The sequence below is a fragment of the Xanthomonas sp. CPBF 426 genome (assembly GCF_903989465.1).
GTDB lineage: Bacteria > Pseudomonadota > Gammaproteobacteria > Xanthomonadales > Xanthomonadaceae > Xanthomonas > Xanthomonas euroxanthea.
The window spans coordinates 3461160-3476382 of record NZ_LR861805.1; the positions used below are offsets into that span (position 1 = coordinate 3461160).

Annotated in this window: 10 protein-coding genes and 2 pseudogenes; 8 read left to right on the top strand and 4 right to left on the bottom strand. The window is 69.2% G+C overall.

What is annotated here, in order from left to right; translation table 11 throughout:
• The first annotated feature begins 227 nt into the window (after window positions 1-227).
• The 8 genes from ybaL (at window position 228) to H7A87_RS14790 (ending at window position 12532) form a co-directional block, all read left to right on the top strand.
• A complete protein-coding gene (gene ybaL, locus H7A87_RS14755; RefSeq protein ID WP_104650239.1) occupies window positions 228-1925 on the top strand; it encodes a YbaL family putative K(+) efflux transporter in 1698 nt (565 codons plus the stop codon).
• A gap of 218 nt (window positions 1926-2143) precedes the next feature.
• Window positions 2144-2905 (top strand): aldolase/citrate lyase family protein, encoded by a 762-nt coding sequence (locus tag H7A87_RS14760; protein WP_119127650.1) that lies wholly within the window; start codon window positions 2144-2146, stop codon window positions 2903-2905.
• The gene (locus H7A87_RS14765) at window positions 2906-5038 is read left to right on the top strand and encodes a TonB-dependent siderophore receptor (RefSeq protein WP_119127648.1); all 2133 of its coding nucleotides are present in this window, start codon (window positions 2906-2908) and stop codon (window positions 5036-5038) included.
• Between the two features lie 233 nt (window positions 5039-5271).
• Window positions 5272-6498 carry a siderophore biosynthesis protein PvsA gene (locus H7A87_RS14770; protein ID WP_119127646.1) on the top strand — a complete coding sequence of 409 codons (1227 nt, stop codon included), beginning with the start codon at window positions 5272-5274 and terminating at the stop codon, window positions 6496-6498.
• Window positions 6495-8297, top strand: coding sequence for an IucA/IucC family protein (locus H7A87_RS14775; protein WP_119127644.1), 1803 nt, complete (start codon window positions 6495-6497; stop codon window positions 8295-8297). Before H7A87_RS14770 ends, H7A87_RS14775 begins: the two co-directional genes overlap by 4 nt.
• Entirely contained in the window at window positions 8294-9499 is a 1206-nt protein-coding gene (locus tag H7A87_RS14780; RefSeq protein ID WP_119127642.1) for an MFS transporter, read from the top strand. The genes H7A87_RS14775 and H7A87_RS14780 overlap by 4 nt, the downstream gene beginning before the upstream one ends.
• Window positions 9477-11246, top strand: coding sequence for an IucA/IucC family protein (locus tag H7A87_RS14785; protein WP_119127640.1), 1770 nt, complete (start codon window positions 9477-9479; stop codon window positions 11244-11246). Before H7A87_RS14780 ends, H7A87_RS14785 begins: the two co-directional genes overlap by 23 nt.
• Window positions 11243-12532: a type III PLP-dependent enzyme gene (locus H7A87_RS14790; RefSeq protein ID WP_119127639.1), complete on the top strand. Its 1290-nt coding sequence runs from the start codon at window positions 11243-11245 to the stop codon at window positions 12530-12532. The genes H7A87_RS14785 and H7A87_RS14790 overlap by 4 nt, the downstream gene beginning before the upstream one ends.
• On the opposite strand, the gene H7A87_RS14795 is transcribed toward H7A87_RS14790, so the two are convergent.
• The 4 genes and pseudogenes from H7A87_RS14795 to H7A87_RS14810 all read right to left on the bottom strand — a co-directional run.
• Window positions 12436-13347, bottom strand: a complete 912-nt coding sequence (locus H7A87_RS14795; protein ID WP_232087856.1) for a GyrI-like domain-containing protein — start codon at window positions 13345-13347, stop codon at window positions 12436-12438. The two genes, H7A87_RS14790 and H7A87_RS14795, sit on opposite strands and share 97 nt — an antisense overlap.
• Window positions 13348-13567: 220 nt before the next feature.
• Window positions 13568-13866: pseudogene (locus H7A87_RS14800) on the bottom strand (histidine phosphatase family protein); the annotation flags it as partial.
• Between the two features lie 8 nt (window positions 13867-13874).
• The gene (gene cobT / locus H7A87_RS14805) at window positions 13875-14921 is read right to left on the bottom strand and encodes a nicotinate-nucleotide--dimethylbenzimidazole phosphoribosyltransferase (RefSeq protein ID WP_119127637.1); all 1047 of its coding nucleotides are present in this window, start codon (window positions 14919-14921) and stop codon (window positions 13875-13877) included.
• Window positions 14918-15141: pseudogene (locus H7A87_RS14810) on the bottom strand (bifunctional adenosylcobinamide kinase/adenosylcobinamide-phosphate guanylyltransferase); the annotation flags it as partial. The gene cobT and the pseudogene H7A87_RS14810, both read right to left, overlap by 4 nt.
• Between the last annotated feature and the right edge of the window lie 82 nt (window positions 15142-15223).

Sequence of the window (15223 nt, forward strand, 5' to 3'; positions counted from 1 at the left end):
GAGGTCCGATGCATGCGTCCGCGTGCGTGCATGCGCTGCGTGTCGCATCACGTTAATCAAGCGCTGTGTACTATGGGCGTCCGGCCAACCGGACCAGCAACGCGGTCCTGTTCCCCCGCGCCGGACTCCAGCCATGACCACGCAATGCCCGCAGGCGGTGCCCGGCGCAGTGCCGTTGGCTGGTCGCGCCCGCGACGCTCTCTCGGACACTCTCACAACGGATTGGAATGCATCACGACACCAGCCTCATCGACATCATCGCCGTCGGCCTCGCGGTCGCTTTCGTGCTGGGCACGCTCGCACAGAAAGTGAAACTCTCGCCGCTGGTCGGCTATCTGCTGGCCGGCGTCTGCGTCGGGCCATTCACGCCCGGCTTCGTGGCCGACCAGACGATGGCCAACCAGCTGTCCGAGCTGGGCGTGATGCTGCTGATGTTCGGTGTGGGCCTGCACTTCTCGCTCGACGACCTGATGGAAGTGAAATGGATCGCGATTCCGGGCGCGTTGGCGCAGATCGTGGTCGCCACGCTACTCGGCTGGGCACTGGCCTGGAGCATGGGCTGGCCGTTGATGCATGGCCTGGTGTTCGGCCTGGCGCTGTCGGTGGCCAGTACCGTGGTGCTGCTGCGCGCACTGGAAGAACGCCGCCTGCTGGAAACCCAGCGCGGCCGCATTGCGGTGGGCTGGCTGATCGTCGAAGACCTGGTGATGGTGATCGCGCTGGTGATGTTGCCGGCCCTGGCCGAGGTGCTGGGCGGCGGCGCGCCGGCAGCGGCGCATGACGGCGAATCCACCTCGCTGCTGGCCGCGCTCGGCCTGACGCTGTTCAAGATGGTGGCGTTCGTGGCGGTGATGCTGGTGGTCGGCCGCCGGGTGATTCCGTGGTCGCTGGAAAAGGTCGCCGCCACCGGCTCGCGCGAGTTGTTCACCCTGGCCGTGCTCGGCATCGCGCTCGGCGTGGCGTTCCTGTCGGCCACGCTGTTCGGGGTGTCGTTCGCGCTGGGCGCGTTCTTCGCCGGCATGTTGCTGAAGGAATCCGAGCTCAGCCACAAGGCCGCCAGCGATTCGCTGCCGTTGCGCGATGCATTCGCGGTGTTGTTCTTCGTCTCGGTGGGCATGCTGTTCGACCCGATGATCCTGGTGGAGCATCCGTGGCAGGTGCTGGCCACGTTCCTGACCGTGACCCTGGGCAAGTCGCTGGCCGCGTTCGTGATCGTGCGTGCGTTCGGCCATCCCACCGGGACGGCGCTGACCATTTCCACCAGCCTGGCGCAGATCGGCGAGTTCTCCTTCATCCTGGCCGGGCTGGGCGTGCAGTTGGCCATCCTGCCGGAAACCGGGCGCGACCTGATCCTGGCCGGTGCGCTGCTGTCGATCATCGCCAACCCGTTCCTGTTCTCGTGGCTGGACCGCTGGCAGGCCAGGCAGGCGCAGGACGCCCCGGCCAAGGTAGAGCCGGAGCTGCCGCCCGGCCCGCCGCTGCCGCTGGACGGCCATGCGATCGTCATCGGCTATGGGCGCGTGGGCAGTGCGCTGGCGCAGTTGCTGCGCAGCCGCGGCGTGCCGGTGCTGGTGATCGACGACAACGGCGATCACGTGGCCAAGGCGCATGCGGCCGGCATTCCCGGCATCCGCGGCAGTGCGGCGGCCGACCGCGTGCTGGCCGAAGCCCGCCCGGAGCATGCCAAGATCGCGATTCTGGCGATTCCGCAGCCGCTGGAAGCCGGCGAGGCGCTGGCCAAACTGCGCGCGATCAACCCGTCGCTGACGCTGCTGGCACGCGCGCACAGCGATACCGAGGTCAAGCACCTGCTCGAACATGGCGCCGACGGCGCCGTGCTGGCCGAACGCGAACTGGCCTACTCGCTGGCCGAGATGGTGATGTCCACCCCGCCGTATCGGGCATTGCGGGTGCCGGCCTCGTAATCGCGCGCGGGACCACGCAGCGCCGCACGAAAACGAAGACCCGCCGGCAGCGCCTGCGGGTCTTTTCTTGTGGCGTGCAGGTGCTTCAGTGCGGAACGGCTCGCACGCCTGCATTGATAAAACTGCGACCAGGGCACCGAAAACTGCCCCTCAAATCCACTTGATAATCATTCCCATCCGGAGCAGGATGAGCGCCCGTTCCATTGGCGGCCTCATCCATGACGTTTGCGGTTGGCGTTCTCAACGCAGTGCCGAGCGTGCAGTTGTGCGAGCTGCTGGGCCGCATCGGCTACGGCTTTGTGGTGCTCGATCTGGAGCACGTGCTGCGCGCGCCGGACGACCTGGAACACGCCATCCGCGCCTGCGAGCTGTCCGGCTGCGAGGCCTGGGTGCGGGTGCCGGAAGTGGACGAAAAACTGATCGGCCGGGTGCTGGATGCCGGCGCGCGCGGAATCGTGATTCCGCGCGCCGAATCGGCCACGCAACTGGCTGATGCCATCGCCGCGGCGCGGTTTCCGCCGCTGGGCCGGCGCGGCATCACCGGCGGGCGTGTCACCGGCTTCGGCACTGTCGACCTGCCCACCTACATCGCGCAGGCCAATGACGGCATCCGCATCGTGCCGATGATCGAAAGTGCCGCCGGCATTGCGGCGCTACCGGAGATGCTGGCCGTGCCCGGCGTGGCAGTGGTGATGGAGGGCGCACTGGATCTTGCGCTGGATCTGGGCCTGGGCCCGCAGCCGACCCATCCACGGGTGTGGGCGCTGCTGCTGCAACTGCATGCGCACTGCGTTGCGGCCGACGTGCCGTTCTGCCCCAATCCGCGCACCGATGCGCAGCGCGCGCACTGGCTGCAACAACCGGACCTGCGCTGGCTGCTTGCCGGCGAAGACCGCGCGCTGGTTCAACGCGCCCTGCGCACTCACCTGGCCACCTTCGCCGCACCCACTCCACCACCCGCCCGCAGGAGTACGCCGTAGATGTCGACGTTCCGTTTCCACGCACTGACCATCGCCATCGCTGCAGCCACGTTGCCCCTGCCGCAGTTGGCAGTTGCCGTCGAGTCGCCGGATGCGGCGGCCACCGATGCGCAACCGCCGCTCCGCGCGCTGGACACGATCCAGGTGCAAGGCAGCCTGCTCGGGCGCTCCAGGCCCGACGACGTGCAGCGCTATGCTGGCAGCCGGCAGGTGATCGACCGCGAACAACTGCGCAATGGCGGCAACCGCTCGCTGGACGATGCACTGCAGCGCGTGCCGGGCATCAAGATCTTCGACGAGACCGGCACCGGCGCGTTGCCGCAGCTGATGCTGCGCGGCCTGTACGAGAGCCGCAGCGGGCGTGTGCAGGTGCTGGAAGACGGCATTCCGCTGGCACTGGCGCCGTACGGGCAGACCAGCCTGTCGTTGTTCCCGGTGGGGCTGAATCAGATCGACCGCATCGATATCGTGCGCGGTGGCGCGGCCGTGCAGTACGGGCCGAACAACGTGGGCGGCGTGATCAACCTGGTCAGCAAGGAGATCCCCAGCCAGTGGAGCACCACGCTGGCGCACAAGGTCACCGCCGGCGGCCAGGGCCAGTTCCTGCAGGACAGCGCGCTCAGCAGCGGCGGCTACCTCAGCGACAATTTCGGCCTGCAGGTCGATGCCAATCGCACCTACGGCGAGTACTGGCGCGCACACAGCGATACCGACATCAGCAATCTGCGCGTGCGCGCGGAGTGGTGGCTGGACGACACCAAGTTGCTCAAGGCCAGCGTGCAGCGCTATCTGGTGGACATGGACCTGGCCGGCGCACTCAGCCCGGACGATTACCGGCGCGATCCGCGCCAGTCCACGCGCCCATTGGACAGCTTCAACGGGCGTACCACGCGTGCGTCGCTGAGCTATGAGCAGCTGCTTGGAGACTGGGGGCCGCTGCAGGATGTGCGGTTGTCCTGGACCAACTTCAGCGCGCGCAGCAGTCGCAACTTCATTGTCGGCATGCGCCAGGCCGCCACCGAAACCTGGCGTTCGGACCTGCCGCCGCAACTGCGCCAGACCGCACCGCGCGACTTCCGCGTGGCCGGCAGCGAGCCGCGCCTGAGCTGGACCATGGGCGAGGCCGGTGGCGTGCGCCAGCAATGGACTGCCGGCGTGCGTGCGGTGCACGAGGACATCGATTTTTTGGTCGGCAATCTGCGCCTGCGCGATGGCCTGTTCACCAGCGTGCGTGACTGGCAGTTCGAAGACCGCGCCCTGGCCGCCTACGTCAGCAACGCGATCACCCTGCCCGACGAACGCCTGACCATCACCCCGGGCCTGCGCTATGAGCGGCTGGATTCGCGCTACTTCAATCGCGCCACCGGCCTGCGCACGCGCAACCAGACCCGCGATGTCCTGCCAGGTCTGACGCTGGGTTTCCAGGCCAACGCACAGTGGTTCTTCTATGCGGACGGGCAACGTTCGCTGCGCGCGCCGCAGGTCACCCAGATCATCTTCGGCAACAACCTGGATGCCGAACTGGCGTGGAACTACGAAGCCGGCACGCGCTATCAGCCCAACGACCGCACCCGCATCCAGCTCGGTGCGTATCTGATCGACTTCGATCAGCAGATCCAGCTGGACAACACCACGCGCGTGTTCCGCAACCTCGGCAAGACCCGCCATCAGGGCGGCGAGCTGGAACTGCAATGGAGCCCGCAAAACCTGCGTGCGCTCACCCTCAACGCCGGTTATGCGTATCTGGATGCCAGCCAGGAGTCGGGCGCGTTCCGCGGGCTGCGCGTGCCCTATACCTCGCGCAACCAGATCACCCTGGGCGGCAACTACACGCTCGGTCACACCACTGTCGCACTGTCGAGCTACTACTTCAGCAAGGCCTACAGCGATGCCGCCAACACCGTGCAGGAGAACGCCATCGCCTCGGTCGGCGAGCTGCCCTCGTACTGGGTATGGAACACGCAGGTGAGCCATACCCTGTTCGAACGCGATGGACAGAAATTCAGCGCGTCGCTGGCGATCAACAACCTGTTCGATCGGCAGTACTGGTTCCGCGGTGTGGATACCAGCCCGTGGGGCCGCCAGGCCGCACCGTCGCGCACCGTCACCGCCGGGCTGGAATACACGTTTTAGGCCTTCGACCCGGCACATGCCGTCGCGACCGACGTACAGGGGCGTCGGTCGGCTGACGGCAACGGCGCTCGCGCTGGCGCGCGCCGCAGACAACACGGCGTGCATGAGGCACGTCTCCCTGCCGCAGCATGCGGCATGCGATCGCCGTATCGCAGGCCACCCACCGCCATCGCGGCGCCAGGCAGCCCGTTTCAGTACCGGTTTTTCCACCGTCCTGTTGAACGAGAGCTGCCATGACTGCGACATCCGCTGCACCGTTGGTGATCCTCACCCATGTCTGCCATCCGGCCATCACCGAAGGCTTCCTGCCGGCCGCGCACGCGCTCGGCCTGCCGGTCTGGCTGCTGACCGACCACCGGCTCGATCACCTGAGCCATTTCCGCGAGCACCCCGCGCATGCGCCGCAGCGGGTGATCGAATGCGATGTGTTCAACCCGCTCGGCGTGCTGGATGCGTTGCACGACGCCGATGTGTCACCGCGCGCAGTGTTCAGCAACAGCGATCATCTGCAGACCAGCACGGCGCTGGTCGCAGCGGGTCTTGGCCTGCCCGGCAAGGACTGGCAGGTCTGTTACGCGGCCAAGAACAAGGCGGCGATGCGTCAGCGCCTGCGCGCGCATGGACTGCCATCACCGTGGTTCTGCACGCTGGCGCCGGGTACGGCGTTGCCGGCCGGCATTCCGTGGCCGGTGGTGGCCAAGCCGCGCGAGGGCGTGGCCAGTGTGGATGTGCGCCACTGCGCAGACGCCGCACAGTTGCAGGCCTATCTGGACGATGTGTGGCAGCGCCATCCGCAGCGCACCGTGCTGCTGGAAGGCATGCTGGAAGGGGCGCTGTTCACGCTGGAAACGCTGGGCGACGGCCGCACCCTGCAGGCGCTGGGCGGCTTCCAGGTGCGGCTGTCGCCGCCGCCGCATTTCGTGGAATGCGAGGCGCAGTGGGATGCCCGCGTGGACACGCCGGTGATTGCGCAGGCGCTGCAACAGCTGCGCAGCTTCGGGGTCGGCTTCGGGTTGTGCCATAGCGAATTCATCCTCACCAATGACGGCCCGGTGCTGGTGGAGATCAACTACCGCAGCATCGGCGACCGCCGCGAGTTCCTGCTCGACGACATGTTCGGCAGGCAGTGGTTCACCGCCGCGCTGGCGCCGCATCTGGGCCTGCCGCTGCCGCAGCTGCGCTGCGATCGCGCCCATGCCTTGTTGCGTTACTACGTGGCCGAGCAGGACGGCGAGCTGGTGACCGCCAGCGAAGACCGCCGCCACCACGATGCGCACAGCGACGTGCACTACCGGCGCATGCGTGCGCCCGGCGAGCGCATCCGCCTGAGCCATTCCAACAAGGATTACCTGGGTGTGCTGAGCGCCGTGGCCAGCGATGCACAGGCGCTGCAACAGGCGGTGGTGCATGCCGAAGCGGGACTGCAGTGGCGGATCGATGGCGCGGAGCTGCGCGCATGAGCAGCGCCGCCGACCAGCGCTACATCGCCACCCGCATCATCGATGCCTGCCTGCGCGAGGACCTGCGCGGGATCGCCTCGCGCGGCAGCGCCGCCACACCCGAGGCAAGCGTGCTGGCGGCATGGACCGACCCCAGCCCGGTGGAGGGCTGGTGGCGCATCGCACACCTGCCCGCTGGCACGCTGTGGTTGCCGATCCATCGGCAGGGCTATCTGCAGGACATCGGTGCCTGCGGCGACAGCTGGATCGTGCAGGGCGCCGATGGCGCGCATGTCGAACGCGGTGCGCAGGCCTGGCTGCAGCGCATCAGCGCGCAACTGGACGTGGAGACGCAACAGCTGCATCGCGCCTATGCCGAAGAAGCCGAGTGCGCCGCCGCCCACCTGGGCCTGGCGCGCCAGGCCTTCGATGCCCAGGCACCTGCGTTGCTCAACGCATTGCAGCATCCGGATGCAGCCGAGCGTGCGTATCGCTGCGATCAACTGGCCAGCTACCGCGACCATCCGTTCTATCCGACCGCACGTGCCAAGGCCGGGCTGGAGGCCTCGGAACTGCGCGATTACGCGCCCGAGTTCGCGCCCAGCTTCGCGCTGCGCTGGCTGGCGATTCCGCGGGCGCAGGTCAGCTGCACCGGCGCCGCGCCGGCCGAGTTGTGGCCGGACTTCGCCACGTTGGGCCTGCCGCCCGCGCTGGCCGACACGCACGTTGCCTGGCCGGTGCATCCGCTGGTGTGGGCGCGGCTGGAGCAGGACGGGTTTGCACTGCCGCCAGGCACGTTGCGGGCGCCGCAGGCATGGCTGGAGGTACGCCCCACCCTGTCGGTCCGCACGCTGGTGCCGCTGCAGCATCCGCAGCTGCATCTCAAGCTGCCGATTCCGATGCGCACGCTGGGCGCGCTCAATCTGCGCCTGATCAAACCCTCCACGCTGTACGACGGCCACTGGCTGGAGCGCGCACTGCGCCGCATCGATGCGCGGGATCCGGCGTTGCGCGGCCGCTGCGTGTTCGTGGACGAATCGCATGGCGGGCACGTGGGACAGACCCGTCATCTGGCCTATCTGCTGCGGCGTTACCCACCGCTGGACGCCACTACGTTGGTACCGGTGGCCGCGCTGTGCGCGCGGTTGCCCGATGGCCGGCCGATGGCGATCCATCTGGCCGAGCGCTTTGCACAGGGCGATGTGCTCGGCTGGTGGCGCGAGTACACCGAGCTGATGCTGGCGGTGCATCTGCGCCTGTGGCTGCGCTACGGCATCGCGCTGGAAGCCAATCAGCAGAACAGCGTGCTGGTCTACGCCGATGGCCAGGCGACGCGGCTGCTGATGAAGGACAACGACGCCGCCCGCATCGCGCTGCCGCAGTTGCGCACACAGCTGCCGGATCTGGATACGTTGGGCGCGCTGCACGATGCGCGCATCGCGGTAGACGACCCGCACGCCCTGGCGCAGATGTTCTGCACCATCGTGCTGCAACTGGACCTGCAGGCGGTGCTGGAAGGTCTGGCCGAATGGCAGCCCGCGTTGCGCGCGCCGCTGTATGCGCAGCTGCAGACGCAGTTCGCAGCGACGCTGGCGCAGCTGGACCGCGACGGCATCGACACCGGCCCCGCACGCCGCATGCTGGCCGCACCGCGGCTGCCGGTAAAGTACCTGCTCAGCGCCGGCAGCCTGCTCAGCAAACAGCTCACCGGTGCGAGCGACATCAACAAGTTCTACGGCGATAGCGCGCCCAACCCCTTCGGCGACGCCTTCGCTGGCGCGCAGCAGAGGCCGCGTCGGCAGGCGGGTGCCCAGCGATGAAGCGCATCCTGGGCCCGGTGCTGGCGGCGCATTACCTGGCCGCCTTCACCGCATTGGGCATGCCGCTGTTTCTGCCGCAGGTGCTGGCCGAGCTGGCGCCTTCGGCGGCGGTTGGCTGGAGCGGCGTGCTGTACGTGTTGCCGACGCTGTGCACTGCGTTGACGGCCGGCACCTGGGGGCGCCTGGCCGACCGCTATGGACGCAAGCGTTCGTTGCTGCGTGCGCAGCTGGGCCTGGCGCTGGGCTTTGCGATCGCCGGCTTCGCGCCGTCGCTGAGCTGGCTGGTGATCGGCCTGATCGTGCAAGGCACCTGCGGCGGCTCGCTGGCGGCGGCCAATGCGTACCTGGCCAGCCAGCCGCAGGCCGGCCCGCTGGCGCGCGCGCTCGACTGGACGCAGTACTCGGCACGCCTGGCGATGGTCAGCGCGCCGGCGTTGCTGGGCCTGGCAGTGGCGCTTGGCCCGGCGCAGTCGCTGTATCGCGCGCTTGCGCTGCTGCCGCTGCTGGCGTTCGCGCTGACCTGGCGCCTGCCGGCCGACCGGCCTGCGGCGCGGCCGGCAGCGTCCACTGCGCAGTCCACGCGTTCCGCAGACGCTGCAGCGTCGCTGTCGGCGTCAGCACGGACCGCCACGACGGCCAGCGCCCTGTGGCCTGCGTTGCTGGTCGCGCAGTTCCTGTTCTGCTTCGCGATGGTGGTGACCTTCCCCTACTTCATCCCGTATGCGCTGGCGCGCGGCGCCGGCCACGACGCGCTGGCCGGCCTGCTCTACAGCCTGCCGCACCTGGTCTACCTGGTGGTGCTGCCGTGGTGGCGGCGCGGCGATGGCGACGCCTGGCTGGTGCCCGGCCTGGTGCTGTTTGCGGTGGCCTGCCTGTGGCAGGCGCTGTTGCACGACGCCGTCGCATTGGCAGCGGCGCGGCTGTTGTTCGGCCTGGGCATGTTGTTCGGCCTGCGCGGGCTCAACCGCCGCCTGGCGCAGGTCGCCAGCGGGCATGGCGCCGGGCGCCTGTTCGGCCGCTTCGACGCCTGCGGCAAATGGGCCGGCGTGTTTGCCGGTGCCGCTGCCGGCGCGCTGACCCAGGCGGCCGGCCCCGCCACCCCCTTCCTGGCTGCCGCGCTGGCTGCGGCGGCCGCTGCGCTCACCGTCCTGGTGCGCTTCCCTTCGAGGAGATCGACCGATGTCGCCGCACACGATGCATGACCCCTGGTACGACAGCATGGCCGACGCGCAGGCCTGCAGTTGCTGGTTGAACTGCTACCTGCGCGAGTTCGCGATTCCGCAACGCGTCGTGGACTTCGATTACCGCGGCCTGGATCGGCCCGGCCCGCGCGTGGCCGAGCAGCGCTGGCTGCGGATCGATCTGGGCGATGCCGGTGTGCTGTGCGTGCGCATTGCCTACGCCGATCGCCTGGGCCGCTGCCGCTTTGCCTCCACGCCGTTCCTCAAGGGCGCCGGCCAACCATGGCAGAGCCTGGACGCGCATGCCCTGGCGCGCTGCCTGCTGCAGGCGCTGGGCAGCGCGCAGGCGGTCAATCCGGAACTGCTCGCGCAAAGCGCCAACAGCGTGGCGGTCACCGCTGCGTTATTGAGACAGGCGCACCGCACCGCGCCGACCGGCGAGGCGATGATCGACGCCGAACAATCGATGCTGTGGGGGCATGCCCTGCATCCCACGCCCAAGAGCCGCGAAGGCGTCGACCTGGCGCAGGTGCTGGCCTGCGCGCCGGAAGCGCGCGCCGCGTTCCAGCTGTTCTGGTTCCGCATCGACCCACGGCTGCTGCGCATGCAGGGCCGCGATGTGCGTGCGAGCCTGCGCCAGCTCTCCGGCGACGACGACCTGTATCCCTGCCACCCGTGGGAAGCGCAGCGCCTGCTCGACGATCCGTTGCTGCGCACCCTGCAGGGGCGCGGCCTGATCACGCCGGTCGGTGCGCTGGGCGATGCCCTGCGGCCCACCTCGTCGGTGCGCACGCTGTATCACCCGGAGCTGGACTATTTCCTCAAATGCTCGGTGCATGTGCGCTTGACCAACTGCGTGCGCAAGAACGCCTGGTACGAGCTGGAAAGTGCGGTCGCGCTGACCGAGCTGCTGGCGCCGAGCTGGCGTGCGTTGGCAGCGCAGGTGCCGGGCTTCGACGTGATGCTGGAGCCTGCGGCGACCTCGCTGGAGATCGCCCAGATCGATCCCGCCCTGCACGATGCCGACCCGTTGGCGGCGCGTGGCCTGTCAGAGAGCTTCGGCATCCTGTATCGGCAGACCCTGACTGCCGCGCAGCGGGCGCGGTGGCAGCCGCAGGTGGCCGCAGCCTTGTTCACCTGCGATGCGCAGGGCAACAGCGTGTGTGCGTCCAGGCTGCAGGCATTGGGTGGCGCGCAGCTGGATCGCCACACCGCCACGCTGCTGTGGTTCCGCGCCTATGCCGGCCTGCTGCTGGATGGCGTATGGAGCGCGCTGTTCCAGCACGGCATTGCGCTGGAACCGCATCTGCAGAACACCGTGATCGGGTTTGCCGACGGCTGGCCGACGCGGGTGTGGATCCGCGACCTCGAAGGCACCAAGCTGCTCGCGCACCACTGGCCCGCCACGCGCTTGCAGGGCGTGGGCGAACGCGCGCGGCAATCGCTGTACTACACGCCGGAACAGGGCTGGAATCGCGTGGCGTACTGCGCGCTGGTCAACAATCTGGCCGAGGCGATCTTCCACCTGAGCGAAGGCGATGCCGTGCTGGACGCGCGCCTGTGGCAGTGCGTGGGCGAGCTCGCCGCGCGCTGGCAGCAGCGCCATGGCGCGCAGGCCGCACTACAGGGCCTGCTCGAGGGCGCGCCGCTGCCCGGCAAGAACAACCTGGGCACGCGGCTGTGGCAACGCGCCGACCGCCAATCCGACTACACCGCGCTGCCCAACCCGATTCCACGCAGCGCGGCGACACGGCGGGTGGCGGCATGAGCCTGCGCATCGATGGTGACGCAGTGATGCAGGCATTGCCGGGCATCCGCGACCAAAGCGATGGCCCGCTGTGCGCCTACGTCTACGACCTGGGCGCTCTGGATGCGCATGCGGCGTGGATGCGCGCGCAGCTGCCCGAAGCGTGCGAGCTGTTCTACGCGGCCAAGGCCAATGCAGAGCCACCAATCCTGCAAACGCTCGCCCCGCACGTGGATGGCTTCGAGGCGGCCTCCGGCGGCGAACTGGCCTGGCTGCATCGGCAACAGCCCAGGGCTGCGTTGTTGTTCGGCGGCCCGGGCAAGCTCGATGCCGAACTGGCCCAGGCCGCCGCACTGCCCGACTGCACCGTGCATGTGGAAAGCCTGGGCGAACTGGAACGCCTGGCCGCGATCGCGGCGCAGGCCGGCCGCTGCGTGCCGGTATTCCTGCGCATGAACATCGCCGTGCCCGGTGCGCAGAGCACGCGCCTGATGATGGGCGGGCAGCCCTCGCCGTTTGGCCTGGACCCGGACGATCTGGATGCGGCGATGCAACGCCTGCGGGCCAGCCCCTCGCTGCGGCTGGAGGGCTTCCATTTCCACCTGATGTCGCACCAGCGCGACGCCGGCGCGCAGCTGCATCTGATCGCCGCCTACCTGCGCACCGTGCAGCAGTGGCGGCAACGCTATGGGCTCGGCCCGTTGCGGGTGAATGCCGGCGGCGGCTTCGGGGTGGATTATCTGGCGCCGGAATCGTCGTTCGACTGGGCCGGCTTCTGCGCCGGCCTGCCTGGCTTGCTGCGTGAACACGCCCAGGCGCTGCGCCTGCGGTTGGAGCCCGGCCGCTATGTCAGCGCCAGCTGCGGCTGGTACCTGATGGACGTGCTGGACCTCAAGCGCAGCCACGGAGCATGGTTTGCGATCGCCCGCGGCGGCACCCATCACTTCCGCACCCCGGCCGCGCAGGGGCACGATCACCCGTTCCGTGTGCTGCGTGGCGCGCATGCCCCGGTGCTGCGCGACACCCCGGTCACCCTGGTCGGGCAGCTGTGCACGCCGAAGGACGTGCTGGCGCGCAACCAGCACGTCGCCGCGCTGGCACCGGGCGACTGCCTGGCCTTCCCGCTGGCCGGCGCATATGCCTGGAATATTTCGCACCAGCAGTTCCTGATGCATCCGCCGCCGCAGATGGTGTTCCTGCCGGTGGCGGCTCAGGCGGCGGCAACGGCGTCGGTCGAAGGCTGGACCGGCACGCGGATATCTGCACGCAACGCTGCCTCTGCCACTGCTTCCGGGTCGTCAAGGTAGAGGTAATGCAGCGGCGCGGCGCGCAGGACGTAGCCGCTGTGTGGTAACCATTGCGCGAGCAGAAGGTCCAGTGCGTCTTCGATACCGGCATACGCACCGATGTGTCGCAACACCGCATGCGTGCCGCCGTCGAGCCGGCGCAGTTGCAGCGGCGCGGGCGGTGCCAGGGCGGCGTCGAAGGCCATGCCGCATTCGAACAGGTGCCGATGCGCCGGCATGTCGCGGTGGTCGCTCAGCGGCAGGCCGATCAAGGACTGCAGTTGCGCGATCGCACCGGCGCGCTCGGCCCAGGCCGCGATGCGGCCGAAGCCACGGTCCAGCTCGTCGAAGGCGCCACGCTGGCGCAGCACCACCACTTCCAGCGGATCGAGCACCTGCACCAGCACCTGCAGGGGCGCGCCGGACACCTGCGGCGGCACCGAGGGCCTGGCCAGCTGCTGCAGTTTCTGCGCGCGCACGGCGGGCGCGTTGCGCAAGCTGCTCGGGCTGGCCTGCAGCACGGTGCGAAACGCGCGTGCCAGCGCCTGCGGGGTGTGATAGCCCACCGCCAGCGCCACCTCGGTGACCGATGTCGCCTGCTCGCCCAGCAGATGCAGCGCATGACTCAGGCGCAGCCGCGCGATGGTCTGCCCCAGGGTTTCGCCGGCCAGTGCGCGATAGACCCGATGAAAATGATGCGGCGATTGCTGCGCCACTGCCGCCAGTGCGGCCAGGTCCGGCAGCGGTTCGCCGGCGCGGATGCTGGCCTGCAGATGGGCGACGACGCGCTCGACGCTGCGCTGGCGGTTGAAGACGACCGAGGTGGCTGCTGGCATGGGCGGTTCCTGATGGGCGGCCCCAGCATCGCGCAGATCGGCACCGCCTGCGGTCCCGATCTTGCGCAGTGGCGGTGGCGCCCCGGGCGCAGACAACGCGCCGCAGGCGTCCACGTTGAACGGCCTGGCTGCGGCGCGTGCGCCGGATGCACGTCACCGTCGATAGGCGGTGCGGCCCCGCCAGGAACACCCCGTATGCTCAGCTCGCTTACGGCGCCAGGGCCCGGAAGCGCCCCAGCGTGGCGCTGTCGGCGCGGTCAATCTCGGCCACCGGCACGCCCTGCCAACGGCTGAGGGGTATCCGCGCAACCGCGGATCCTGATGCAGCGGCAGCGCACGCGCAGTTGCCAACTCGATGACGAACAAGGCACAGCGCTGCAGCGTCGAGGCGACCACCGCGCCCCATGCGCGGTCGGCGGTGGCCGCGCGCAGCTGCTGCCAGCCCGGTGCAGCGAGCGGGTCGTCGAGCTGGCCACGGTCGCTGCGCTGACCGGTGTCGCCGTCGCGCAGCACGCCGATCTACGCACTCATGCGTCGGACACGCCGGCTTCGGCAAAGGTCGCCATGCCGTTGTGCAAGGCGCAGGCATGGCGCAACAGCGGAATCGCCACCGCTGCGCCGCTGGCCTCGCCCAGGCGTAGATCCAGCTGCAGCAGCGGTTCGGCGTCGAGTGCGCGCAGCAAGGCGGCATGGCCGCGCTCCTGCGAGCGATGCCCGAACAGCAGCCATTCGCGCACGCCGCCATTGAGATGGGTGGCGACCAGCGCTGCGGCGGTGCTGATGAAGCCATCCACCAGCACCGGAATCCCGGCCTGCGCCGCGGCGATGTAGGCGCCGACCAACGCGGCGATCTCGAAGCCGCCCAACCGGCGCAGCCGCTCCAGCGCGGTGGAGGCATCGGCATGCAGGGCCAGCGCACGGGTGATCACGGTGGCCTTGTGGGCGATGCCCTCGGCATCCAGCCCGGTACCGGCACCGGCCATCGCCTGCGGAAACTGCGACAGCAGCGCGCAGCCCAGTGCCGCGGCCGAGGTGGTGTTGCCGATGCCCATTTCGCCACCGACAAACAGCTGCGTGTCGCAACTTCTTGCCTGCGCAACGCTTTCGGCGCCTGCGGCCAGTGCATCGCGCAACTGGGTGGAGGTCATCGCCGGCTGCTCGCAGATGTTGGCGCTGGCTGGCGCGATCCAGGCACGCCGCACCCGCGGCAACTCGCCCGGGTCGTTGACCACGCCCAGGTTCACCACTTCCAGGCGTGCACCGAGTTCGCGCGCCAGCACCGCGATGGCGGCGCCACCCCGGGCGAAATTACGCACCATCTCGCCGGTGACCGCCTGCGGAAACGCAGACACGCCTTCTGCGGCGACCCCGTGGTCGGCGGCATATACCGCGATCCAGACCCGCTGCACGGTGGGGTGTTCGTTGCGCTGCCAGGCCGCCAGTTGCACCGCCAGCTGTTCCAGCCGGCCCAGCGCGCCGGGCGGCTTGGTCAGTTGTTCCTGCCGCGCCAGCGCAGCCGCGCGCACGCGCGCGTCCGGCACCGCGCAGGCACCATGGATCCAATCGCTTGTCACACCACCTCTCCCTTCAGAACCATCGGCAACCTGCCACCACCAGCACCACAGGCTCGCACTGTAGCGCCAATGCCTGGTGCAGCCGGCCGGCCTGATCGACAAATCGACGCGTCAGTTCGCCCACCGGCACGCTGCCCTGCCCCACCCGGTTGCTGACCGGCATGAGCTGCCACGACAGTTGCGGCAGGGTGGCGAGCAGGGCTCGCGCCTGCGCCCGAATCTGCCACTGCGTGTCTTCCAGGACCCGCGTCGGTGCCCGGCGCGCGAGGCCGCTCAGCGGCCATCGCCGGTGCACCAGCCGC

Excerpts from the sequence above, each read along its gene's own strand:
- H7A87_RS14785 (WP_119127640.1), top strand. The coding sequence starts at position 9,477 with ATGTCGCCGCACACGATGCATGACCCCTGGTACGACAGCATGGCCGAC.
- H7A87_RS14780 (WP_119127642.1), top strand. The coding sequence starts at position 8,294 with ATGAAGCGCATCCTGGGCCCGGTGCTGGCGGCGCATTACCTGGCCGCC.
- H7A87_RS14775 (WP_119127644.1), top strand. The coding sequence starts at position 6,495 with ATGAGCAGCGCCGCCGACCAGCGCTACATCGCCACCCGCATCATCGAT.
- H7A87_RS14795 (WP_232087856.1), bottom strand. The coding sequence starts at position 13,347 with ATGCCAGCAGCCACCTCGGTCGTCTTCAACCGCCAGCGCAGCGTCGAG.
- H7A87_RS14790 (WP_119127639.1), top strand. The coding sequence starts at position 11,243 with ATGAGCCTGCGCATCGATGGTGACGCAGTGATGCAGGCATTGCCGGGC.
- H7A87_RS14770 (WP_119127646.1), top strand. The coding sequence starts at position 5,272 with ATGACTGCGACATCCGCTGCACCGTTGGTGATCCTCACCCATGTCTGC.
- ybaL (WP_104650239.1), top strand. The coding sequence starts at position 228 with ATGCATCACGACACCAGCCTCATCGACATCATCGCCGTCGGCCTCGCG.
- H7A87_RS14765 (WP_119127648.1), top strand. The coding sequence starts at position 2,906 with ATGTCGACGTTCCGTTTCCACGCACTGACCATCGCCATCGCTGCAGCC.
- H7A87_RS14760 (WP_119127650.1), top strand. The coding sequence starts at position 2,144 with ATGACGTTTGCGGTTGGCGTTCTCAACGCAGTGCCGAGCGTGCAGTTG.